18 protein-coding genes and 2 tRNA genes are annotated in these 22,714 nt (G+C 57.7%); 10 read left to right on the top strand and 10 right to left on the bottom strand.

Annotated features, from left to right (window positions below; genetic code table 11):
- The first annotated feature begins 175 nt into the window (after positions 1-175).
- The 3 genes from LCM31_RS04365 (at position 176) to LCM31_RS04355 (ending at position 4,675) form a co-directional block, all read left to right on the top strand.
- The gene (locus LCM31_RS04365) at positions 176-2,926 is read left to right on the top strand and encodes a TonB-dependent receptor domain-containing protein (protein ID WP_224867852.1); all 2,751 of its coding nucleotides are present in this window, start codon (positions 176-178) and stop codon (positions 2,924-2,926) included.
- Positions 2,927-3,074: 148 nt separating this feature from the next.
- Positions 3,075-3,620 (top strand): RNA polymerase sigma factor, encoded by a 546-nt coding sequence (locus LCM31_RS04360; RefSeq protein WP_224867850.1) that lies wholly within the window; start codon positions 3,075-3,077, stop codon positions 3,618-3,620.
- 2 nt (positions 3,621-3,622) lie between these two features.
- Entirely contained in the window at positions 3,623-4,675 is a 1,053-nt protein-coding gene (locus LCM31_RS04355) for a FecR family protein (protein ID WP_224867848.1), read from the top strand.
- Positions 4,676-4,778: 103 nt separating this feature from the next.
- On the opposite strand, the gene LCM31_RS04350 is transcribed toward LCM31_RS04355, so the two are convergent.
- A complete protein-coding gene (locus tag LCM31_RS04350; protein ID WP_224867846.1) occupies positions 4,779-5,534 on the bottom strand; it encodes an alpha/beta hydrolase in 756 nt (251 codons plus the stop codon).
- A 351-nt stretch (positions 5,535-5,885) separates the two neighbouring features.
- Complete coding sequence (locus LCM31_RS04345; RefSeq protein WP_224867844.1) at positions 5,886-6,530, bottom strand: TetR/AcrR family transcriptional regulator; 645 nt, start codon at positions 6,528-6,530, stop codon at positions 5,886-5,888.
- 156 nt (positions 6,531-6,686) lie between these two features.
- Here LCM31_RS04345 and LCM31_RS04340 point away from each other — a divergent pair, with 156 nt between their 5' ends.
- Positions 6,687-7,076 (top strand): nuclear transport factor 2 family protein, encoded by a 390-nt coding sequence (locus LCM31_RS04340; RefSeq protein ID WP_224867842.1) that lies wholly within the window; start codon positions 6,687-6,689, stop codon positions 7,074-7,076.
- Between the two features lie 35 nt (positions 7,077-7,111).
- On the top strand, positions 7,112-9,160 hold the full coding sequence (locus LCM31_RS04335) for an NADPH-dependent 2,4-dienoyl-CoA reductase (protein ID WP_318247429.1): 2,049 nt from the start codon (positions 7,112-7,114) through the stop codon (positions 9,158-9,160).
- Positions 9,161-9,307: 147 nt separating this feature from the next.
- Here the strand turns inward: LCM31_RS04335 and LCM31_RS04330 are convergent, their stop codons facing one another.
- The 5 genes from LCM31_RS04330 to LCM31_RS04310 form a co-directional block, all read right to left on the bottom strand.
- A complete protein-coding gene (locus LCM31_RS04330) occupies positions 9,308-9,952 on the bottom strand; it encodes a response regulator transcription factor (protein WP_224867840.1) in 645 nt (214 codons plus the stop codon).
- A complete protein-coding gene (locus LCM31_RS04325; protein ID WP_224867838.1) occupies positions 9,942-11,114 on the bottom strand; it encodes a sensor histidine kinase in 1,173 nt (390 codons plus the stop codon). Before LCM31_RS04325 ends, LCM31_RS04330 begins: the two co-directional genes overlap by 11 nt.
- A gap of 4 nt (positions 11,115-11,118) precedes the next feature.
- Positions 11,119-11,862 (bottom strand): CPBP family intramembrane glutamic endopeptidase, encoded by a 744-nt coding sequence (locus LCM31_RS04320; RefSeq protein ID WP_224867836.1) that lies wholly within the window; start codon positions 11,860-11,862, stop codon positions 11,119-11,121.
- 75 nt (positions 11,863-11,937) lie between these two features.
- Positions 11,938-12,222, bottom strand: a complete 285-nt coding sequence (locus LCM31_RS04315; RefSeq protein ID WP_224867834.1) for a hypothetical protein — start codon at positions 12,220-12,222, stop codon at positions 11,938-11,940.
- 20 nt (positions 12,223-12,242) lie between these two features.
- Positions 12,243-13,340 carry an AI-2E family transporter gene (locus LCM31_RS04310; RefSeq protein ID WP_224867832.1) on the bottom strand — a complete coding sequence of 366 codons (1,098 nt, stop codon included), beginning with the start codon at positions 13,338-13,340 and terminating at the stop codon, positions 12,243-12,245.
- Between the two features lie 243 nt (positions 13,341-13,583).
- On the opposite strand from LCM31_RS04310, the gene LCM31_RS04305 reads away from it, so the two are divergent.
- The 4 genes from LCM31_RS04305 to LCM31_RS04290 all read left to right on the top strand — a co-directional run bounded on the left by LCM31_RS04305 (position 13,584) and on the right by LCM31_RS04290 (position 21,017).
- Entirely contained in the window at positions 13,584-15,131 is a 1,548-nt protein-coding gene (locus LCM31_RS04305; RefSeq protein WP_224867830.1) for a tetratricopeptide repeat protein, read from the top strand.
- A 184-nt stretch (positions 15,132-15,315) separates the two neighbouring features.
- Entirely contained in the window at positions 15,316-18,507 is a 3,192-nt protein-coding gene (locus tag LCM31_RS04300; RefSeq protein WP_224867828.1) for a S8 family serine peptidase, read from the top strand.
- Positions 18,508-18,889: 382 nt separating this feature from the next.
- Positions 18,890-19,786: a hypothetical protein gene (locus LCM31_RS04295; RefSeq protein ID WP_224867826.1), complete on the top strand. Its 897-nt coding sequence runs from the start codon at positions 18,890-18,892 to the stop codon at positions 19,784-19,786.
- Between the two features lie 64 nt (positions 19,787-19,850).
- Positions 19,851-21,017 carry a hypothetical protein gene (locus tag LCM31_RS04290; RefSeq protein ID WP_224867824.1) on the top strand — a complete coding sequence of 389 codons (1,167 nt, stop codon included), beginning with the start codon at positions 19,851-19,853 and terminating at the stop codon, positions 21,015-21,017.
- A gap of 180 nt (positions 21,018-21,197) precedes the next feature.
- Here the strand turns inward: LCM31_RS04290 and LCM31_RS04285 are convergent, their stop codons facing one another.
- On the bottom strand, positions 21,198-21,626 hold the full coding sequence (locus LCM31_RS04285) for a DUF1810 domain-containing protein (RefSeq protein ID WP_224868664.1): 429 nt from the start codon (positions 21,624-21,626) through the stop codon (positions 21,198-21,200).
- 51 nt (positions 21,627-21,677) lie between these two features.
- On the opposite strand from LCM31_RS04285, the gene LCM31_RS04280 reads away from it, so the two are divergent.
- A tRNA-OTHER gene (locus LCM31_RS04280) sits at positions 21,678-21,740 on the top strand.
- 501 nt (positions 21,741-22,241) lie between these two features.
- Here the strand turns inward: LCM31_RS04280 and LCM31_RS04275 are convergent.
- Both LCM31_RS04275 and LCM31_RS04270 read right to left on the bottom strand, forming a co-directional pair.
- A tRNA-Phe gene (locus LCM31_RS04275) sits at positions 22,242-22,317 on the bottom strand.
- Between the two features lie 110 nt (positions 22,318-22,427).
- Positions 22,428-22,709 carry an oxidative damage protection protein gene (locus LCM31_RS04270; protein ID WP_010133137.1) on the bottom strand — a complete coding sequence of 94 codons (282 nt, stop codon included), beginning with the start codon at positions 22,707-22,709 and terminating at the stop codon, positions 22,428-22,430.
- Between the last annotated feature and the right edge of the window lie 5 nt (positions 22,710-22,714).

Here is a 22,714-nt window from a genome sequence, read left to right as displayed (position 1 = left end):
TCTTTTCCCCCTGATCTTGTCACGTCATCGACTGTTGTTGTATGTTTTCCAATCAAAACAATAATCAACCGGACACGTGATAGCGGCTGCGGGCTACCGAAAGTACAAGCACGTACAAGCCGCAATCGTGTTTCCGGGCCCACCGCTAAGTGGGTTCAGCGATGACGAACTGCCTATGCCTAAGACCTGCCACAGGTCATTCAGCGCCCTGCTGCTAGCGACGACGCTCGGCGCCCTACCGGCGCACCCGGTCGTGGCGGGTGCTGTCGCATCGAACGCGTCATCCCCTGCAGTTACGGTTTATTCATTCCAGCTCCCCGCGCAACCGCTTGAGCAATCCCTGCTCGCACTGTCCCGTGAGACCGGGATGGCGGTGATGACGGGAGTACAGGGTGCGTCGCTACCCGCTGCGCCCGCCCTGCAAGGCCGCTACACCATCGACGCAGCACTGGAATTCCTGTTGGCCGGGTCGGGGCTGCGCTACCGTCGAGTCGATGGCCAGGGTGTGGTCATACTGCCACGGCGCAGCGAGCCTGAGCCGAGCGCTACGCTTGAGGAGCACCCGGCCGAACCGCGTCCACTGCTGGAGGAAGTCGAGGTGATCGCGAGCAAGCGCCGCACGAATCTCCAGCACACGCCCATGGCGATCACCGCGCTGCACGGAGAGCGGTTGCGGGAGCGCAATATCGACAGCCTGGAAGAGCTGGCCGCGGATGTGCCCAGCCTGCAGGTGACCCGCAATGGCGATCACACCACATCCATGCTGTATCTGCGCGGTATTGGTTCGGACAATCACACCGAAGCCGGCGACTCCGGTATCGCCACCCATGTGGACGGGATTTTCAGCAGCCGGGTACAGGGTACCGCGGTGCTGCTGTATGACCTGGACCGGGTAGAGGTGCTGCGCGGGCCGCAGGGCACGCTATTTGGCCGCAACTCCACCGGAGGGGTGATCAACTACCACAGCGCGCGTCCCACCCGCGATTGGTCGTCTGAAATGTCCATCACGCTGGACAGCAACCAGCAAAAGAAATGGCGCGCAGTGGCCAATGCTCCGCTCACCGACAATTGGGCCCTGCGCTGGGCCGCCGTCAAGCAGACGGCAGACAGTCCGCTCACCTATACCAGCGACTCCATCGCGGCCAGGGCCGCCGATCGCTACAACAATACCGATCTGTTCAGCCACCGCCTGAGCTCCGACTGGCAGTTGGGCGACGCACTCAACTGGTGGGTGAGTTTTGAGGGCTTCGAGGACCGCGGCGCGGGCAGTCTGCCCCTTGTGGATTACGATACCCCGCTCACCATCGATACCCCGGGACGCACCGTGCTGGATCAGGATACCTGGCGCAGCCGGTTAGAGCTGGCGCTGCCCGCGGCGCATACCCTGTCGTATATCGCCGGTCATGGCCTGACCCGCCGCAGCCAGGACTGGGATGCAGACCGTGAGAGCCCACTGGGCAGCGAAACAGACCCGGCCATCTACCACCAGAGCAACCGCACGGTGTGGTCCAAATACCGCGCGCGTCAGCATGAGCTGCAACTGAAAAACAGCGATGACGAAGCATTGCGCTGGCTGCTCGCCTATTTTCACTTCAGCGAACAGAACGCCATTCGCTTTGACCTGGAACACCAGCTGGAAGACGGCAGTGGCTGGGGCGGTGCCCCTTCCCACAGTTTCCAGCAGCCCCATCGCGGCACACGCCTGAACGCGGTGTATGGTCAGTTGGATTACGATGTCAGTGAATACTGGCAGGCCAGTGTCGGTGCGCGCACCGGGCGCGATCAGCGCTATGATCGCGGCGGGCGCAATATCGCCTGCCCAGACCTGATTCGCGCAGATCGCGGCGGCGAGCTCGGGGTGATTGCGGTAAACCAGGCCTCGGCCAATCCCGGCCAGTGCTTTGTGGCCAACTACAACGATGTCGACCGCGCCTGGCGCAGCACCACCGCCATGGCGCGCCTCAGTTACCAGCCAGCTGATGAAACGCTCCTCTATCTGCTGTTCGCCGAAGGCTTCAAGCCGGGCATTGTGCAGGACGGCGCCTCGCTGAGCGGTACTTATAGCGGTGCCGAGGACCCTGCCTTCCAGCAGGACCTCACCCTGCTGATTGCGCGCAATAACGATGGCGCCGCCTATGTCGGCCCGGAAACCAGCACCAATATCGAGATGGGGTTCAAGCTTGGCCTGCTGGATGGCGCCATGACTCTGAATGGTGCCCTATTCGATACCGGCTATCGCGACCTGCAGGTGTCCGGCATTGCGGTGGCGAAAGACGGGACGGAACTGATTCGCAGTACCAACGCCCCCAGCGCCACCATTCGCGGCCTGGAGCTGGAACTCAACTGGGCATCCAGCCAGAACGGGCGCGTCAGTGGCTTCCTGTCCTGGCTGGATGCCCGCTATAACCGCTTCTATGCGGTCGATAACGAGTTTCCGGATCATGGTGCGACCTGGAACCCAAGCGTTGGCGACCCACAGGTACCGAATCTGGTGGACTTCAGTGGCAACCGCCTGAAACAGGTGCCGCGCCTGAGTCTGGGCCTCAACTACCGCCACGGTTTTCCTGTGGGTGACGCCCTGCGTGCCACCGCACGCCTCGGCCTGCATTACACCAGTAGCATGTATTTTGACGAGGCCAACCGCGGCGACCGCAGCGGCTTCCTGTGGCACAACAGCACCGCCGAATGGGTCCCGGATCCATCTGGTGCCGCCCGTAATATTGACCGTCGGCCCACGCACAGCCTGTGGAACGCGGGTATAAAGCTGGCGCCGCATGCTGGCAACTGGTGGCTGGACCTCTATGGGGACAACCTGACCAATGCGCTGGTGGCGAGCGACGTGCACGATGCCGATGTCGCGGTTCCCGCTTACTACTACGGTCCCCCGCGCAGTGTCGGCCTGCGCTTCGGCCTGCAGTTCGACTGATTTACGTGTGGCGGGTTCGCAAAGATCGCCCGAAAAATTCATCGGAGGGGGAGACGATTCGGGCCTGATCCCCGTTATATCGACAAGAGAAAGTGATTGCCGCATAAGTACGGCGTCCTGATAACAAAAACCATGGTGAAGAGAGTCGATGGCCACAGCATTGGCGAGCCAGATGGTAAGCGAAAACGAGCGCGACCTGGATTACTACTACCGCGAATACCACCAGGAACTGTGTCGGTATGCGGTGAGTAAGTTCGGCCTGTCGTACAGCGAGGCGGAAGACCTGGTGCAGGAGGCGTTTGCGCGTATGGCGCCGCAGCTGCACACCGGTGAAATCGAGCATGTGCGCGCGTTCCTGTACCGCTCGGTGCACAACGCCACCATCGACGCCTTGCGCAAAGGCCAGGTGCGCGAGAGTTACGCACAGTCGGTACAGGGCGACCCAGACCGTGACCAGGATAGCCGCAGTCCCGAAAGGGTGGCTTCCGGCCGCCAGTTCCTTGGCCTGATCAGTCGCGCGCTGTGGAACATGCCGCACAAGCGTCGCCGGCTGTTATTGATGAATCGTGTCGATGGGCTCTCCTACGCGGAAATTGCGCGTCGCGAGGGTCTCTCGGCAACAGTAGTGAAGAAGCACGTGGCGAAAGCCCTGGCCGGTTGCCAGGAAGCGCTGCGGGCACACGGTGGAGAATGAAGATGTCGACTGGGAACAGTCAGCCGCAGACCGATATCCGGCAAATAGAAGCGGAAGCCCGGGAATGGTTTCTGTTGCAGGGCGAGCGCGCACTGGACGGCTCCGAACAGGTAGCGTTTGCGCACTGGATGGAACAGCCGCAACACCGCAGCGCTTATCAGCAACTGCAACAGATCGATCAGACCCTCGCCGCACTCGCGGCGAGCGAAGAGGGCGCGCGTTTGCGTCAGCCGAGCGGCCTGTCTGCACTGATGGAAACACTGCGCAGTTATCTTGGCGTGAGCCCGCTAAACGGCCTTGCGTTCGCCTGCACGCTAATGCTGGCGGTGGGTATTGCCTATCTGGCACCCTGGCAAGGCGAGCCGGCCGCCCAGTCCTATGCTTCCGAGCTGGCGCAGGTACGCAACGTGACCCTGGAAGATGGGACCCGCGTAACGCTTGGGGGTGACTCGGCGCTGGAAGCGGAATTCAGCGAAGACAGTCGCCGTATTAAGCTGTTGCGCGGTCAGGCATTTTTTAATGTGGCTAAGGATTCCGCGCGGCCATTTCAGGTGACTGCACAGGGTGCAGAAGTGCGCGTTGTGGGTACTCGCTTCGATGTGCGTACCGGCAGCAAACTCAATCCTGCGGTGAAGGTCACCGTGGAAGAGGGCATCGTCGATGTCGCCCGCAAAAACACCGTTGCGACTGAGGATGTGGATAAAGGCGATTCGGCAAACAAGGTGCGTCTGACTGCCGGCCAACAGGTCAAGGTCGACGAGCGTGCGATCAGCCCGGTCAGCCAGGTCGATGCCACTACCGTCGCCAGCTGGCGCCAGGGCAAGTTCAGCTACCGCGACGCGCCGCTGTCGGAAATCGTTGCCGATGCCAATCGTTATCGCCAAGACCGCATCATCATCGGCACCCGCGAACTGGAAAATCTGCGGGTGACCACCGCCTTTACTGCCGACCAGGCGGATACCCTGGTGGCCATGCTGGAGCAGTCATTGCCGGTGCGTGTGTTCAAAGAGCCCGATGGGCGCGTGGTGATCTGGCCCGGCACGGTAGAGCACTGAAGCCTGCCAGGCCGTTCGCGAAAAAAACCCGGGGTGTCCCCGGGTTTTTTATTGCCCGTACAGCGCGGGAATCGCTTCCTCTGCGCTGTAGTGCATTGAGCGATTATATCTTTTCCAGTACCAGCTCAATGGTCGCGCGCTTTCCGCGAATTTTTTGCTGGGTGGTGGTGATGTCAGCGGCGCAGTCGCCTTCCTGGTCGCCATAGTCACCCCACTGGGCGTGGTTGGCACCATCTATCTGATGGAAGCTGGCATTGTAAGGCAGGGTCCAGCTCAGGGATTGCACGGTCTGGGGTGGTACAAGGCAGTCGAGTTCGCCGTAAATTGACGCTACCACCAGATCGGTACGGTAGGAGATGGGGTTTTCCGGATCCGGGAAACTCGCCCACAGTGCCAGTCCCTTAATGGAGAAATCCTGCGGATTTTCCGCAATATATTTGGCGGCAATCACCCCGCCCAGGGAGTGCCCGGCCAGTGCCCAGTTCGCAATATCCGGGTTGGCGGCCTTGATGACCGGCACCATTGAAGGCATCAGGCCGGCGATAACCAGTGTGCTTGGCGAATTATCGATGACCACCGGGTAGCCGTTGGCGGCGATTTTGCGTGCGATACGGGCGTAGGCGCGTGGGTCTACATCGCCACCCGGCTGGATCAGCAAGCCCACGTCCTGGGTAATGAAATTATTATCGAAGCGGATGAACTGCGGCGTCTCGGTGACAGTCATTACCAGATTGGACTCCAGCGCATCGAGGGCGTCGTCGTTCGCCATGGCTGGATAACCCTGTGCGACACTGGCCTGCGGCAGGAGAAGGGTGAGGAGCATCGACAGAGCGATGCCAAGAGGTGCGAGTTTTTTCATGGTGTTTCCCGAAATTATATGCTGCGAGTGGGTTGCTCCAGATCTCGACTGGGCCTCATTACCTAAGTGCGAGCGCAGTGAGAAGACGCATATAAGTCATAACAACATAACAATATAAACTTATATCATTAGAGCTAAATCTTTATATCTCGGGAGAGTTGTCTGAAACAACCAGTGGCGGCTGCAATTGCCTGATGGCGCTGCAAGCAACCGATTTTTAGGCGGTAATAGACACTTTGAATGGGGTGTATGCCGCAGGTTAGTCGTGAGAGCCGGCGTAATGCCGACCGTTTCGCGCCAGTCACAGGGGATCGCCGAGGGTTCGGCGGGAGGGCGCTTGTCGGTTTCTGCTCAGGGCGCCAGCTCGCGCCAGAACATCTCCGCCGCGTTCTGGCAGATGGGCTCGATCGCCGCAGAGTCCGCGTAGATACCGTCGATAATCAACCGGCTGATTCCGTGCAGGGTGCTCCAGCTCACCTGGGAAAAACGCAGCGCGTCCACCTTGTGTGAAATCAGTCTCTTTTCCTTCCAGGTGCGCACATTATTCACATAGTTGCGGAAGCTGTTGTGGGATTCTTTGCGCAGGGAGTCTGTGGACGTGCCGGACTCCCAAATGTGCCCACCGAACATCAGGTCATAGTACTCCGTCTGCTCGGTCGCAAACTGCACATAGCCGCGTACAAAGTCGCGCATGCTCTCGGCACTGGGGGGGCGCTGACCGTTCTGGTGTACCTCCGACAGCATGGCGTTGTAGCGCCGGAACCCCTCCTCGGCGATGGCACACAGTAGCGCCTGCTTGTCCGCAAAGTAGTGGTAAGACGCGGTGCGCGACACACCGATATTCAGCGCCAGCTTGCGCATGGACAGCGCCTTCTCACCCTCTTCCCGAATGATGCGCACAGCCTCGCTCACCAGAGTCTGGCGGAGGTCCCCATGGTGGTAACTGCCAGAGCGGCTTGAAGTACTAGATGTAGTGCGGGTGGAAGATGTGGTCATGCTGCGCAATCTATCAGGCCATCTTGACACTGTCAAAACCGCGACATATGGTAGCGATACGCATTTTGACAGTGTCAAGAATGGGCAGCCGACCAATAGGCTGGCCAGTCAGAATAAATACAACAGAACTCCGAGAACCCAAAAGGGAGATAGGTGATGAGCGACGCACGTTTAGCGCAATGGCACCAGGTGGTATTCCAGCGGGATCAGGCGCTGCTGCGCCAACTGCTGGCGGAAAACGTCGAGTTCCATTCCCCCACCGTGTGGAAGCCGAAGCACGGGCGCGACGTAGCCCAGTTCATCCTGATGAATGTGATCGATATTTTTCAGGGCTTCGAATACCACCGCCAGTGGGTAGACGGCAACGAGATGGCGCTGGAATTCTCCGCCACCGTGGAAGACAAAAGCATCAAAGGTATCGACCTGATCCGCTGGGATGACAACGGCCAGATTATTCACTTTGAAGTGATGGTGCGGCCGCTGAACGGCCTGCAGAAAGTATTCGATGAAATGAACGCACGTGTCGTGGCCGCCGGCTTCGCCTGATACGCAAACAGACAAACAGATTTAGGTAAAACGTGATGAGCAATTCTGCTACCAGTCCTTCCGAGAGCAATCCCTACCCGAAAATGCTCGAGCCCCTCGACCTGGGCTTTACCACCCTGCGCAACCGCGTACTCATGGGCTCCATGCACACCGGCCTCGAAGAAGCGCCCGATGGCCACAAGCGTATGGCCGCGTTTTTTGCCGAGCGCGCCCGCGGTGGTGTTGGCCTGATTGTTACCGGCGGCTTTGGCCCCAACAAACGTGCCGCTACCCACGAGCACACCAAGATGCTGTGGAGTGAAGAGGACTGCGCAGACCATCGCATTATTACCGACGCGGTGCACAAAGAAGGCGGCAAGATCTGTATGCAGATCCTGCACACCGGTCGTTACGCATTTAATGAAAACCCGATAGCGCCGTCTGCCATCCAGGCACCGATCAATCCGTTTATGCCCAAGGCTGCCACCGAAGACGAAATCGAACAGCAGATCGAGGACTTCGTGCGCACTTCCGTACTCGCCAAAGAGAGCGGTTACGACGGTGTGGAAATCATGGGTTCCGAGGGTTACTTCCTTAACCAGTTCCTCGCCGCGCGCACCAACCAGCGCGACGACGACTGGGGCGGCAGCTACGAAAACCGCATGCGCCTGCCGGTAGAAGTGGTGCGCCGCGTGCGCGAAGCGGTAGGTGAAGACTTTATTATTATCTACCGCCTGTCCATGCTCGACCTGGTCGAGGGCGGTAGCGATTACCAAGAAATCGTCACCCTGGGTAAAGCTATCGAAAAAGCCGGTGCCACCATTATCAATACCGGTATCGGCTGGCACGAAGCGCGCATCCCCACCATTGCCACCAAGGTGCCGCGCGCCGCGTTTACCTGGGTTACCGCCAAGTTCCGCGAGGAACTGTCCGTGCCGGTAATTACCTCCAACCGCATCAACACCCCAGAAGTGGCCGAAGAAGTTTTGCAGCGCGGCGATGCCGACATGGTTTCCATGGCGCGTCCGTTCCTCGCCGATGCCGACTTCGTCAACAAGGCCGCGGAAAACCGCGCCGACGAAATCAACACCTGCATCGGCTGTAACCAGGCCTGTCTGGATCATGTATTCAGCATGAAGATGACCAGCTGCCTGGTTAACCCGCGTGCCTGTCACGAGACCGAGCTGAACCTGCTGCCCACCAGCAACGTGAAAAAACTTGCGGTCATCGGCGCCGGCCCCGCGGGCCTCGCCTTCGCCACGTCTGCCGCAGAATGTGGCCACGATGTCACCCTGTTTGATGCCGCCAGCGAGATCGGTGGCCAGTTCAACATCGCCAAACAGATCCCGGGCAAGGAAGAATTCTACGAGACCCTGCGCTACTTCCAGCGCCGTATCGAAACCACCGGTGTTACCCTCAAACTGAATTCTCCGGTAACCGCCGAGCAGCTGAACAACAGTGACTTTGATGAAGTGATCCTGGCCACCGGTATTACCCCGCGCGTACCGCCGATCCCCGGTGTCGAGCACGAAAAAGTGCTCGGTTACCTGGACGTGCTGAGAGACAAAAAGCCGGTGGGCAAAAAAGTCGCGGTCATCGGCGCAGGTGGTATCGGCTTCGACGTATCCGAATACCTGACCCATGCCGGCGAAGCCACCAGCCAGAATATCCCCGCGTTTATGCGCGAATGGGGTGTGGATATGACCCTGCAGGCGCGCGGTGGTATCGAAGGCGTGCAGGCTGAAGTCCCCGCGTCACCGCGTGAAGTGTTCCTGCTGCAGCGCAAGGTCAGCAAAGTCGGCGGCGGCCTGGGTAAAACCACCGGCTGGATCCACCGCACCGGCCTCGCCAACAAAGGGGTGAACATGATCCCGGGTTGTGAATACGTGAAGATCGATGACGAAGGCCTGCACATCAAGGTCGGCGAAGAAACCAAAGTACTGGATGTGGATAACGTGATCCTGTGTGCCGGTCAGGAGCCTGCGCGTGCGTTGCTGGATGGCCTGAACAAACCGTATCACCTGATTGGCGGCGCGGATGAAGCGGCCGAGCTGGATGCCAAGCGGGCGATTGATCAGGGTATGCGTCTGGCTGCGACGATTTAAGCGGGATCCTCGGCTACCTCCGGCCGTTACCTGCCTCTCGTGGGTGGGTCGGTCGGAAGCTTCCCTACACGCTACGGTCTTTCTTGGCGCGACACAATCAGTCTGATGAGATAGCGGTGGGTATTGCGACCGTTTTTTCCTGCTCGATTATTCCAACAGCCCCTTTTCCTGCGCAACCCGCACAGCTTGGTTACGGTCGCGGACATACAGCTTTTCCAAAACCTGGCTGATGTAATTTTTCACCGTACCTTCGGCGAGCTGCAGCTTAACAGCTATGTCGCGGTTGCTATATTGCAGGGCAACTAGCTCCAGAATCTGCACTTCACGAGTGGACAGCAATGTTTTCTTCTGGGAATTTTTTGCTTCGGAAAGTGCACGGTAACTATCCAGCAGTAGTTCTGTTGACTGCCCGTCAAGTGCGGACTCCCCCCGGTACACCTTGCGAATGCTCTCCGCCAATTCCGCCCCGGAAACCGCTTTGAGTAAAAAGCCCTGAGCCCCTGCGAGCAAGCCATTACGCAAGTAGTCTGCCTGTCCAAATGTGGTCAGGATGATAATTCGCGCCTGCGGGTTGAGCGCTTTAATCTGCTTGGTGGCCTCAATACCATTCATGCGTGGCATTTCGATATCCATCAATACGAGATCGGGTGTGTATCTGGTGTAAGCGGCTACAGCCTCTTCACCATTGCTTGCCTCAGCTACCAGCTCGATCCCATCCTCAAGCTCCAGTAGCATTCTTATGCCATCACGCATCAGCTGCTGGTCGTCCACCAGTAGAACCTTAATGGGCATGTTCTTCTCCTGCTACTCCGAGAGGAATCTTAATCAACAGCTTTGTAAGTGCGCCTTCGCGCTGAAACGCCAGCGTGCCCTGCAGCTCCGCTACCCGGCTTTCAATAGATTTTATTGGGGGCAACGGTTTACCCTGGTGGTTGTCCAGTTGCGAGCCATTGTCTTCCACCTGGAGCCTAAGGTTGCCATTTTGCACGAGTGAAATGCTCGCCTGAGACGCACCAGCGTGGCGACTGATATTTGTGAGCGACTCCTGAATAATCCGGAAAACATGTTGCTTGATGGGTGCAGGTATCTGGCTGTCATGACAGCGAATCTGTATGGACACTGACAACCCAGTCGCCGCCTCAAAGTTATTCACCAGTGTGGCGATGAGCTCTGTCAGCGGCTTGTCAGCCGTCGCATCCTGATCCAGCAATTGGACGATGTTGCGGGTTTCCTCCAGGCCTTCGCTCAACAGGCCGCGCAGTGTAGAAATAATCGCCGCTACCCTGGACGGATCCTGCCCGCTGAGCCGCTCGGCAACTTCAAGTTGAACGATGGACGTCGTTAATTTATGTCCCAGGGTGTCGTGCAGCTCACGCGACAGCCGCTGCCGCTCTTCCAATCTCGATTGCTGATCCAATTCGATGGCATGGAGTGCGAGCTGATGATTCTTCTGCTCAAGCTCATACAGCAGGCGTCGTGTTTCACTTCGCCCTTTCTCCGCCTCAATCCTCTGGAAGGCAAAGCCACTCAAGAAGAGAGTCAGCAAGCTGTTCACAAACGCATCCTGTAGATCAATGCGTTCTGCTGAAAGGAGCAGTTCACTGAAAAATACCGCCACGACGCAGGTGGCGACCCAGCCGAGCGCTGTTTTTCTGGGGAGAATTTCTATGGCGAGGAGACAGATCACCACATAGAGCATGGCCGCATGCTGAGGCATGCTCAGAATAATCAGGGTACAAAGCAGGAACAGCGTAGCCAGGATAGCCTGAGCGCCCCGCCTCACTTTCCGTGTTGCCAGGAGCAGGGCGAGGCCAATAAACAGAAGCAGGGGGAGCAGCAGCCACCACTGACCAGACACGGTAATACCCTGCACTACAAAGTAGCTGCCTCCCAGAGTGAAGCCAGCGATGGTGAACAACACCCATTGAGAGAGTGTTTGCTGCGTGTCGGACATGCCTTCAGGTCCAGAATTTTTTGTTGAGTATCAGGGGCAATGCAATCAACCATACTAGTCCTGTGTAGATTGTAAATGCCGTGCTATCGCCGGTAACCTCTGGGAGGAATGGCAGGGTGTTGAATGCCATGTTGGAAGACACGTGGGCCAGGATTACCAGATAGATGTTTTTGGTCCAGCGATACAGGAAGCAAATAAGAATGCTGGCGGGCACCAGCATTAACCCAAACAGCCAGAACGGCATTTGCTCCGGGGTGCCCATGCCAATGAGATACCCGGGGTAGTGCCACAGCAGCCATACCGCGGTTACGATCAGCGCGGCGGGCATAAAGCGGGTGCTTTTGCACAATCTGGCAAACGCGTAGCGCCGCCAACCGTACTCTTCGCCCGTCATCAGTATCAGTAGTAAGGGTAGTTTCCCCGGCATCAGGCTGAAGTCGGGCAACACCCATTCTCCCCGATCCAGCACGATGCTGATTATCATCAGGGTAAACGGCAGCAGCAGTGCCAGGCCCAATGCTAACGAACTGAAGCGGAATCCCTGCGGGTGCCCGAAGAGATCTTTCAGTCCCCGGGAACCTTTCTCATGCAGGCTGAAGCCGATGGCCAGCAGCAAGGGGCTGATAACCCCCAGCAAAACGACCGGGATTATATTGAGTCTTGCTCCAAGTTGCGTTGCCAGGGTGATGACGACCAGTGTGGAGGCCAGGTAAATAAAGGTGCGCTTTTGTGTATGTAGCAGCTGCATAATGGACTGTTCTTTGAGCCGTGAATTTAGGATTCACGCTAACGGAGCGAAAGTCACATTGGTAAGTGCCGCGGGTCATATGACCATATATCCGAAGCTATCTTTACAGGCTATTTCTTTACTGCGCGAAATGCGCTCCAGCAAGCTCACCAGCAACACCCAGCCAGTAAAGAACCGCAACTCCACCGCCATGCCAAACACCATGGCTTCCACGATGGCGCCCGCCCGTGCCGGGCTGAGAATACCGGCTGCGGGGATCACCGTGAGCCCAATGGCCAGCAGCACGGCAAAAATCGGTGACAGGTAGGGAATGCCCAGGTCAAAGCCATAACACAATGCCAGCGCGGTACTCACTGCCACCCGACAGCAGCGCCGCGCTGTCAGCGGGATGCGCTTTGGCCGCCACGCACCCACACCTTCAGTACCTGATAACCCAGGGCAAGAATCACCGCGCCCACAAACAGGCCGGTTAGCCCGGCGCTGATCATCCCGCCGATGGCGCCGAGCAAAATCACCGGCATGGGTACCGCCACCCCGCGCCCGAGCAGCAGGGGCTTGAGCACATTATCTGCCAGGCCCGCCAACACCAGGTACACGGTGAACACTACGCTGGCCAGGGTGGAAGCATCGGATTGCGACCACAGCCACACCAGCACCGGGATGACCACCAGAATTGCCGGGATCTGCGCAATCCCCAGAATCAGGGCCATCACCGCCAGCAGGCCCGCGCCGGGCACCCCGCACAGCAGAAAGCCAATCCCCAGCAGCAGCGCCTGAATAAAGGCCACCCCAATCACGCCGGAAGACACCGAGCGCACCGTCGCCACCGACAGCTCCAGCATTTGCGGGCCGTGCTCGGGCCCACACACGCGCGAGAAAATCTGCCGTGCTGTGGTGCGGTCGGGAGTGGCGTGGGCCAGCAAAATACCGGCCACGATAAACGCGGCGGTAAAGGCCAGCAGCGTGACAAGCGTACTGCCCAGCTTGGCCACTGCATCGCGTGACAGCGCCAGCAACTGGTCATGGTAGTGCTCGGCAAAGCGCGTGAAATTGGTCGAGGCGGTCTGCCAGGCGGCGTAAATCTGTTGGCCTATTAACGGCCAGTCCTCAACCGCTTTCGGTGGAGGCGGGATCACCTGCCGTCCCTCGGACAGGCTGTCGTGAAAGCCAATCACATGGTCAATGAATGCCATACCCAGCAGTACCGTTGGCACACCCAGCAGTATCAGCATCAACAGCACCAATAGCGTCGCGGCGCGGCCATTGGAGGTGCCAAGCCGCGCTGCCAGTTTCTGATTCAGCGGGTGCAGGGAAACCGCCAGTACCACCGCCCACACCATCATCATCAGAAAGGGCGCAAACGCATGCGCCGCCAGCCACATTAACAAAGCGGCCAGCGCCAGCCGTATCACAAGATCGACCAGTGACAGGGGTTCGGGTTGCTGGTTGCCAGGTAGATTGTTGTCGGGCGTTTCCATGAGCCAGAGTCCCTCTGTTCCGTGAGGCGGCAGGCCCGGTTTCTGTCACCCGGCTGCCCTCCGCGGGCTCTTATCGGCTAGGAATTATAGCAGTGGGGGGTGGCGCAAATTGGCCTGCAATACGCCAATAAGGGAGGATCCTTTCGCTCCGGGAATGCGCCCAGTATCCTAGAGCATGGTGTCTGCCCCCTCATATTGGGGCTATTCGAGCGAAAGAGGCTCTAAAGGAGCCGGGGGGCGGTTTTGCGGGAAAATAATAGTAATAAACTGCAAATTGGTGATTTCAGGGTCGATTTCGGCAAGTGGCAGGCGGAGTGTGGTGGCCAACCTGTTCCTCTGACCAACCAGAGTATGCAGGTATTGCGTGTGCTGGTGGATGCTTGGCCGGATACCGTTACCCAGCAGGCGCTGATTGATGCCATCTGGCCGGGCAAAGTGGTCACCGACCAGAGCGTGAAGCAGGCCGTAAAGCGGTTGCGAGAAGCACTCGGTGCGCCCGCCGGCAGCTACATCAAATCGGTGCGCGGCCGTGGCTATCGGCTGGATTGTGAGCCGCTGGCCGTCACCGCAGATACGCGCTGGCCCCGCCGTTACCTGGTAGTCGGTATGCTCGCCATAGCGCTCGCCACTGGGGGCGTCTGGCAGCTTGCACTGTGGACGCCCGCGCGCAGTGACCACGTCCAGTCATTCACCGCCTCCGCCGAAGCCTATCGTCTGTATCTGAGCGGCGTGGATTACTATCAGCGCTACCGTGAAAAAGATGCCCGCATCGCGGTCACACAATTCCAGAAAGCCATCGCCCTAGATCCAGAGTTTGCCCGCGCCTGGGCGGCCCTGAGTGATGCGCAGGCGATGCTCGGTGAGCTGGATAGTGCCATTGCGTCGGCGCAAACGGCCATTGCCATGGCCCCGGATGAGGGCGGCGGTCACAAGGCCCTGGGGCACGCCTACTCCATGAAAGGGTGGTTCCGCCGGGCCATTGATGCCTATGCGCACACCCTCGAAATTGACCCAAATAACCTGGCCGCCATCAGTAATACGGCCTTCCATTGGCAGGAACTCGGGCAGCTTGATCGCGCCATGCAGTGGAACCTGCGCGCACTGCGCCTCGATGCCAACAACGCCATTGTTTATCTGCATGTGGCCGAAACCTTCAAGGGCCTCGGCATGTTTGAGCAGGCGCGGGAGTGGTACGCCAAAGCGCGCAACCTGCGTCCGGATTACCCCCCCTTATACCATTCGCTCGCCTATTTTCTGATGCGCAATGGTGACATCGCCGGTGCCAACGAGATCATTACCGCGGCGCTTGCCCTCGCGCCAGACCATTCCAATATCGTGACAGCGGCGGGGGATATTGCGCTCCATCGCGGGGACTACGACCAGGCACTGGCGTTTTACCGCCAGGCCGCCCCCAATGCACAGGCCGGTAAAGCGGCGCACTACGCACTGCTGAGGGCTGGCCAAATTCTCTGGATGCAAGGCAACAAGGAAAACGCACAGGCAGCCCTGCAGCAGGCGCGCGAAATAGCGGAAGCGCTGATCGCCGAAGGGGATGAGTGGCCGGGAAATTATGTCGATATCGCCACGTGTTATGCGATTGAAAAAGATTTCACCCTGGCCCACGGTTGGCTGCTGCGCGCGCAGCAAGCGGGCTGGGTCGATTACCAACAGGTCTCACAGGACCCGGCCTTTGCCGAGGCGCGTGCATTACCGGAATTCGTCCGTCTGCAACAAGCGCTGGAAGCCAAGGTTGCCCAGATGCAAGCGCGTGTGCGCGAGCGCATGATGTAAGTGTTTATTCCGCGCGCAATCGCTACCCCATCACAAAATTTAGCCCTGTCACCAAAACGTCACCAACGGCTCACCACCCTGTAGCCAACCGCTGACGGCCACCATGGTAGAAAAAACCTGCAGTGAAAAACGCTGCGCGGAAGGCCTCAAAGCCACCGCCTTTTTTCAACCAACAGGTGAAGAAATGACCATTAAAAATAATATCGGCCGGAAAACCGGCGCGGGGCTAACGCGGGTGTTGGCGATTGCCGCCATGCTGCCAACACTACTGGCACCCACAGTGACACTCGCCGCCGACGCACCGAGCGAGGCCGAGCGTTACATCATTAAATTCCATGACGGAAGTAATCCGAAGCGTGCAGAGGCGCGCAAGGGGCCACCCTCCTTCGCGCAAAAACGTGCGCAGTTGGATGGCGCGGGCCCGCTGCAGCGCATCGAGAATCGCGGCCAGCTGCGCGCGGCTGGCGTGCGGGTCAAGCAAGACCTGCCGCAGCGTAATGCCATGGCGGCCATACTGTCCGCGCAGGAGCTGCGCGAGCTGAAGGGCAATCCCAATATCAAGCGCATTGAAGTGGACGAAAAGCGTTACATGCTGTCGCAATCCACCCCGTTCGGTATCGAAATGGTGGAAGCGCACCTGCTGAGTGACGCCGGTGCCACCAACCTGACCGCCTGTATTATCGATTCCGGGTTTGAATACGCCCACGAAGACCTATCGGCCAACAACGTCACCGGTGACAGCGACCCGGGCGGTGCCGGTGACTGGTTCACCGATGAGAACGGCCACGGCACCCACGTGGGTGGCACCATTGCAGCGGTCAACAATGACCGCGGTGTGGTGGGCGTGCTGCCAAATGGCAAACTGCGCCTGCACATCGTCAAGGTATTCAATGCAGAGGGCTGGGCTTATTCGTCCTCGTTGATCAATGCCATGGACAACTGTGTTACCGCCGGGGCCGCGGTGATCAATATGAGCCTGGGCGCAAACACCTATGTACAGACGGAAGCCGATGCCTTCCAGGCCGCCTACGATGCCGGTGTATTGCCAATTGCCGCTGCCGGTAACGATGGCAATACCGCCTATTCGTACCCCGCATCCTACCCCGCCGTCGTTTCTGTGGCGGCGATCGATGCCAACAAAAACCTGGCCAGCTTCTCCCAGCAAAATGACCAGGTAGAACTGGCCGGCCCCGGTGTCGCGGTGCGCTCCACCATGCCCATGGGCACAGGCTACTCCACCGCACTGTCGGTGGGCAGCACCGGCTACGACGCACTCGCCATGGACGGTTCCGCCAGTGGCCTCGCCAGCGGCAACCTGGTTGACTGCGGCCTCGCCGATGCCGTGTGTACCGGCGTGACCGATGCCGTCTGCCTCATCCAGCGCGGTGGTTCGACCTTTGCCAGCAAAATCCAGAACTGTGAAGCGGGCGGCGCCGTGGGTGCCATCATCTACAACAACGAGGCGGGCCCGCTGGCTGGCACCATCAGTGGAACCCCCACGCAGATCATCTCCGTAGGCGTCTCCGACACCGCAGGTGCCGGCTTACTGCAGCAGCTGGGTGAAACCGCAGAGCTGTCTATTGGCCAGAGCAACTACGGTGAGCTCAGTGGCACCTCTATGGCCACCCCGCATGTGGTCGGTGTGGCCGCACTGGTATGGAGCCACCACCAGAGCTGTGGTGCCGACGTCATTCGCTCCGCGCTCGCCGCCACCGCCGAAGACCTCGGTGCCGCCGGCCGCGACAATGGCTTTGGTTACGGCCTGGTCAAAGCCAAAGCGGCGGTCGACGCCATCAACGCCGACTGTAGCCTCAACGTGGAACCGCCACCCCCGCCCGGTGACGACGCTTACGTACTGGATAACGGCACCCCGCTGAGCGGCCTGGTAAGCACCACCTACGGCGAAGAGCGCCACTACAAAATTGACGTACCGGCCGGCGCCAGCAACCTGCGCATCCTCACCACCGGTGGTTCTGGCGACGTTGACCTTTACGTAAAAGTGGGCGCTAAAGCCAGCTTCGACGTGTGGGACTACCGCCCCTACCGCAACGGCAATGAAGAAGTCGTGGAAGTCGCCGCACCCGCCGCCGACACCTGGTACATCATGCTGCGCACCTACTCCGCCTACGATGGTGTAACACTGGCGGCCAGCTTCGATGGCAATGGCGGCCCACCTGCAAACATCGCGCCCAGTGCCGCGTTTGGCCAGAGCGTTGATGCGTTGTCGGTCACGTTTATCGATCAGAGCCAAGACGTAGATGGGACCATCACCGGCTGGCAGTGGGACTTTGGTGACGGCGCAGCCAGCACCGCGCAAAACCCCGCGCATACCTATGCCAGTGCCGGCGACTACAGCGTGACCCTCACCGTTACCGACGATGCGGGTGCCACCGATAGCAGCACCCAGACCGTCACCGTGAGCGACGCGCCGCCGCCAGTAAACCAGGCGCCCACCGCCGCGTTCGACTTCCTGGTAACCGGCCTGAGCGCCAGCTTCAGCAACGAAAGTAGCGATAGCGATGGCACGGTAACCGGCTGGCAGTGGCAGTTTGGCGACGGCGCAACTTCCGCCGCACAAAACCCCAGCCACACCTACACGGCCGCCGGCACCTACAGCGTGACCCTCACCGTCACCGATAACGACGGCGCCAGCAGCAGTGCCACGCAATCGGTTACCGTCGAAGCCACGGCACCCCCCGTAGGCAACACCCTGGAGAATGGCGTGGCCGTTGGCGGTATGAGCGGCGCCGCGGGCGAGGGCTTCCGCTTCACCTTTGAGGTGCCCGCCAATGCCACCAACGTCACCTTCGAGACCTTTGGCGGTACCGGCGATGTCGACCTGTATGTGAAGTTCGGCTCCGCACCGGGTAAATACGACTACGACGCCAAGTCCGTATTGTTTGGCAGTGCCGAAAGCATTAGCGAAGACAACACCCAGCCGGGCCAGTGGCACGTGTGGGTTGTGGGTTACTACGCATTTGTCGACGCCAGTGTAGTGGCCACCCACAACGGGGTGAGCGGTGGTGAAAACCCGGCCTTTTACATCAACGGCACCGACATGAACATTCCCGATGGCGACCCCAGCGGTATCACCAGTGTGATCAGCGTTGACCGCGAAGGCCCAACCGGCCTGGTGTCCGTCGCCGTGGATATCAAACACCCCTACCGGGGCGATATCGAACTGCGCCTGATTTCGCCATCAGGGAGTACTCATATACTGAAGGAGACCGGCTTCGACGGCGCCGACGACATCCTGGAAACCTACCAGGTGAATGTGGGTAATGAAGAATCGGCCGGCGACTGGCAGTTACAGGTGATCGACCTGTTTTCCGCAGACCAGGGTTACCTCGATTCCTGGTCACTGGAATTTTACTGATCGGTTGTACCTAATTGCGGTACCGTAACCAACAAAGCGGTGATCGTGACAGTACCGAAGTACTATCATGGTGACCGCGCCTAGCGGTGCCGCTTACCGCAGGTATCGAGCATGGAAGCGTGCTCGATACCCCGGCGGTGATGAGCGGTAAAAACGCATTAACATGAGTGCAGTAATCGATATGGTTTTCTGCGGTTTGCTTCGCGTAGCTGTAAGCTTTTCTTTGTAATTTCCTTTTCGTGCCGTCTTCCCCAAAAAATAAATAGAACAGCCGTTCCATTTAAAATACTGTAATCAAAAGTAATTTGTGTTTCTTTGAACGCGCTACTGAATAGCGTACAGTTACAAATATTAAAAACTCTGCACCAGAAATTTTCATCTCATGCTTAAACGCCTATTTGCTTCGCGCAAAAAGCCCTATGTCCCTGGACTCAATCAGCGGGAAAAAGTGGAAATCGACATTTCCGGAAGTCGGCTGACGATGCTGCTCCCCCCGCATAGCGACTCCGAAGGCTTCCGCCGGAAGCCGCCGCCGAAGAAAATTGATCTACATGATCCGGATAACTTCTATACGGATGAAGAATCCCCGGAGTGGCAGAGGAGTGGTAATGCCCGCTATAAGGGCGGAGTGGCTAACCGACACTGGGAGTTCTACGGTCCTTCTTGGCGATCGCGTCCCTACGGTTATATCGCATTCGGCATTGGAATTACTCGTGAAGACGCGATGCCGGAGGAGATGAGTTGTTTCAATCCTTCCCATTTTGAGCAGTTGATTGCACATAGTCTCTATTTTGGCGCTGGCGGCCCGACTAGCCCCGATTTACCTAGAACTAAAGGCCCCTTTAACACACGCCTGTGCCAAATGTCTGGCGCCACAGGATTTTACTTCGAGCGCCACCGAGATTTCGCCCATCGCACGCAAGAACCAGAGGCCTTTGAGCAGGCCTCTCACAGCTGCACACTGTTACTGCCATTGGAGCATCGATATAGCTTGGGGGTTGCATTTCGATACTTTGGCTATGGCCCTGCTAAAGATTCACTAGCGAATATGAATAAATTACGAGATTTGGTTCTCAATTCTGTACAGCTGGAACTCGGGTCTACTGCAAAAAATCAGCTGGCAGAAGCTCAGCTTAAGTGGCCAGGTTCTCGTGCCAGTGAAAGTCGTAAACCTATTAATTGGAAATACCCAAAATGGCGTAATGGGAAGTACCACAAGGGCGAGTCAAATATTGTGATCATTGAATCCGGCAGCCCGCCACCGCAATTTTCCCCATAAATCGAGCTCTGATTTAAGGCAGTACAAATTTATTTGGTAATAGATACATAACAAGGAATACGTTATGAGCCCATCCGTTGGATCACGGAAGATTCTAATTCCTCAGTTCGCCAATCCTAATAGTAGCCGAAATATTTATGTGTACTCAGATCACTTTGCTGACTGGGATGTAATTAAAAAATCCCATGAGCGTAACTACTATTTGGCTTCAATTTTGCGTGCAGTTTATAGCCTTAACTCATGCGCTGGTGGGCGTACAGGAAAACCAGCAAAGCTTATTCAGCCGGGCTTTGCCGTTCATTACCTAATTGATGAGCATGGTGACGTTACCCTTCTTCAATTAGAAGTCGATGAAAAACACCAGTTGCCAAGTGGTCAGCAGTCGAGTGGACTCTATCAAGTAAAATTTTCCGGTGATCACGGATTGGATGGGTGGGAAACGCAGGATTCTCCGAAAACTGCGATGCAACTAAAGCATCGCTGGAAAGAGGCTCATTACGCTGCCGTCGCCGGGAAATTTGATAGTAAAGAGCAGGCCGGGGGCAAATTAGTAGACCACATTCGCAACGCCTACTCAGGTGAACTGCGAGGCCACGATATCGATAGAGCGAATAAACACTATTCTCTTTATTGGCAAAACGGCGGTTACCGAAGTGACCGACAAAGTAATCAGCTAGCTTCCCTGATGCAACAGGCTATGGGGCAAAAGGCTCGTGTGCACTGGTTAGCGCATGGTGAAGGGGCTGGTACCTTTGTCCGTGCCATGAAGATACTAAAATCAGCCCCAAAGCTACACAATGCAGAGAATGACGGAAAAGTACGGGCTCGGCAGGTTGTCTATTTTTCCAATCCTCGGGGTGCGGATACCGCCAGCAATGAGTTAGAAGCGCTGTGTTCTCAAGTTGGAATTGATCTTGCCGGTATCAACCGAAATACGAATGATTTATGGGATAGAGAAACCAATGGTGCGCACTCAGAGAGGTTTTTGCCGCTTATAACCAAAATCGGCGTTGGCGGTTTTGTTGGAGCAGCAGGATTCGATACCCTTGCGAAAGGTCTCAGCCTGGCCGTACAGGCGACTGGCCCTGGGGGTATGATCGCAGCTGGGGTAGGTTGCTATATTCTGGGGAAGAGTGCTTGTAACGATATCAGCGGTCATGCCCGGAGCCTCAAGGCTATTTGCCAAAATACACTTGGCAAAGGTAACCAGAACTGGACCGCGGGCGTTTGAGTGGCGTTTCGTGATCGAAAGTCGCCGGTTCTGGAATGTGACAAGCTCGGCATGAGAAACATGCGGTAGATTTTGCCACTCGAAGCTGAATTCATTCAGTAGATGTAAAGCATGCTTTTCGGAATAGCCGAGGTGCGGTTTTTTATTAAGCCATTAAAAAGCGACGCAGGCCTTTTGGTGCTAATCACCGCACAGCAACTCTAGCGTTACCGTATCCAGCTCCCCACAGTAGTAACGCTGAAGCACCTGCATAAATTCACTCCTCTGTCCCGCCACCACCGTAAACAGCGTCATGCTGGATTTCAGTTTCATATCGTCCGGGCTGCCGAAAATCTGGTGGGCGCTGCGGCCTTTTACTGCCAGCAATGCAGCACAACATTCGCGCAGGCGGGTACCGAGAATTGGGTGGGCCAAATAGGCCTCTGCTTCATCGCGGCTTTTGATGGCGTAGTGGCGCGCGGTGGAGCTACGGCCGAGACCATCGATTTGCGGGAAGATGAACCACATCCAGTGGGTGTGTTTGTTGCCGGCGTGGATTTCGGCGAGGGCTTCGGGGTAGCAGGATGCTTGGGTGTCGAGGAAGCGTTGTAGGTTGTGTGGGTCGTTCATCGTGGGCACAGAGTTTCCTGAGTATTTTTTTAGTATAGGTGGGCCGCTATGGGGGCACTGGCTGCGCGCCTGCTTTGGGAGCAGGATGTCGGGGGTTCGAATCCCTCTGCCCCGAACAAATTGTAAGCTGGGATTCGAGCCCAAGGAGCTGTTACGCGCGACGGTTTTCAAGACCGTCGCTTTCGGTGAGGGTAGAGTAAGTGCCTTCTAAGGGTTTGTTTGCGGGTTCGAGTCCTGCAAAGCAATAATTATCGGTTGTCTGGATATCGAGTGCCCGCGATCTGAGATCCAAATGGCCAAACCTCTACAAACCTCTATAAGTAGCGCAGCTTGGTAGTGCACTTCGTTTGGGATGAAGGGGCGGGAAGAGTGAATCTTATGCCGGTAAGTCGGATGGAATCTAAGAAGCTTTTATTTGGGTTTGGCTGGGCAAGCAGGATTGGTGTTTGGGCGGAAGAATCGTAATAGCCTTTGGGCTATTACGACCCTGCGGGCTTCGCGCTGGCGCGCTCGTTGCTAATTGCTTTCGCAATTAGTCGAACCGCGGTGGTTCTCAGCCGCCCCTCGAAACCATACAAAAAAGGCCGCACCCTTTCGGGAGCGGCCTTTTTTGTATGGTGCCCAGAGGCGGAATCGAACCACCGACACGGGGATTTTCAATCCCCTGCTCTACCGACTGAGCTATCTGGGCAATGCTGTTTCGGGGTTGTCCCCGGCAGCGAGGCGCGTATTAAACCTGCTCTTCCGGGGGGAGTCAACCCCTTGATTGATAAATAGTTTTTTCGGTTTGTAAGTGGTTGCTTACTTGTCGCCGTCTTGCTCGGGAACGAAGCCTTCGGCGTCGTCGTAGTCTTCACCGGCGAAGAATTTGCCCATCTGTTCGGCCAGGTAGGCGCGGGAGGAGGGTTCCATCATGTTGAGGCGCTTTTCGTTGATCAGCATGGTCTGGTGGGCCATCCACTCGCCCCAGGCTTTCTTGGAGACGTTGTCGTAGATGTCCTGCCCCTTGGGGCCCGGGAAGGGCGGGTTGGGGAGGCCTTCGAGTTCTTCCTGGTATTTGCGGCAGAAGACGGTGCGAGACATGGTTT

It is taken from the genome of Microbulbifer agarilyticus, from assembly GCF_020171345.1.
Lineage (GTDB): Bacteria > Pseudomonadota > Gammaproteobacteria > Pseudomonadales > Cellvibrionaceae > Microbulbifer > Microbulbifer agarilyticus_D.
Note: the sequence above shows the minus strand (reverse complement) of the source record. Positions and strands in the feature narration are given on the sequence as shown.

Coding starts and splice junctions, on each gene's coding strand:
- LCM31_RS04365 (WP_224867852.1), top strand. CDS start 176: ATGCCTAAGACCTGCCACAGGTCATTCAGCGCCCTGCTGCTAGCGACG.
- LCM31_RS04360 (WP_224867850.1), top strand. CDS start 3,075: ATGGCCACAGCATTGGCGAGCCAGATGGTAAGCGAAAACGAGCGCGAC.
- LCM31_RS04355 (WP_224867848.1), top strand. CDS start 3,623: ATGTCGACTGGGAACAGTCAGCCGCAGACCGATATCCGGCAAATAGAA.
- LCM31_RS04350 (WP_224867846.1), bottom strand. CDS start 5,534: ATGAAAAAACTCGCACCTCTTGGCATCGCTCTGTCGATGCTCCTCACC.
- LCM31_RS04345 (WP_224867844.1), bottom strand. CDS start 6,530: ATGACCACATCTTCCACCCGCACTACATCTAGTACTTCAAGCCGCTCT.
- LCM31_RS04340 (WP_224867842.1), top strand. CDS start 6,687: ATGAGCGACGCACGTTTAGCGCAATGGCACCAGGTGGTATTCCAGCGG.
- LCM31_RS04335 (WP_318247429.1), top strand. CDS start 7,112: ATGAGCAATTCTGCTACCAGTCCTTCCGAGAGCAATCCCTACCCGAAA.
- LCM31_RS04330 (WP_224867840.1), bottom strand. CDS start 9,952: ATGCCCATTAAGGTTCTACTGGTGGACGACCAGCAGCTGATGCGTGAT.
- LCM31_RS04325 (WP_224867838.1), bottom strand. CDS start 11,114: ATGTCCGACACGCAGCAAACACTCTCTCAATGGGTGTTGTTCACCATC.
- LCM31_RS04320 (WP_224867836.1), bottom strand. CDS start 11,862: ATGCAGCTGCTACATACACAAAAGCGCACCTTTATTTACCTGGCCTCC.
- LCM31_RS04310 (WP_224867832.1), bottom strand. CDS start 13,340: ATGGAAACGCCCGACAACAATCTACCTGGCAACCAGCAACCCGAACCC.
- LCM31_RS04300 (WP_224867828.1), top strand. CDS start 15,316: ATGACCATTAAAAATAATATCGGCCGGAAAACCGGCGCGGGGCTAACG.
- LCM31_RS04295 (WP_224867826.1), top strand. CDS start 18,890: ATGCTTAAACGCCTATTTGCTTCGCGCAAAAAGCCCTATGTCCCTGGA.
- LCM31_RS04290 (WP_224867824.1), top strand. CDS start 19,851: ATGAGCCCATCCGTTGGATCACGGAAGATTCTAATTCCTCAGTTCGCC.
- LCM31_RS04285 (WP_224868664.1), bottom strand. CDS start 21,626: ATGAACGACCCACACAACCTACAACGCTTCCTCGACACCCAAGCATCC.
- LCM31_RS04270 (WP_010133137.1), bottom strand. CDS start 22,709: ATGTCTCGCACCGTCTTCTGCCGCAAATACCAGGAAGAACTCGAAGGC.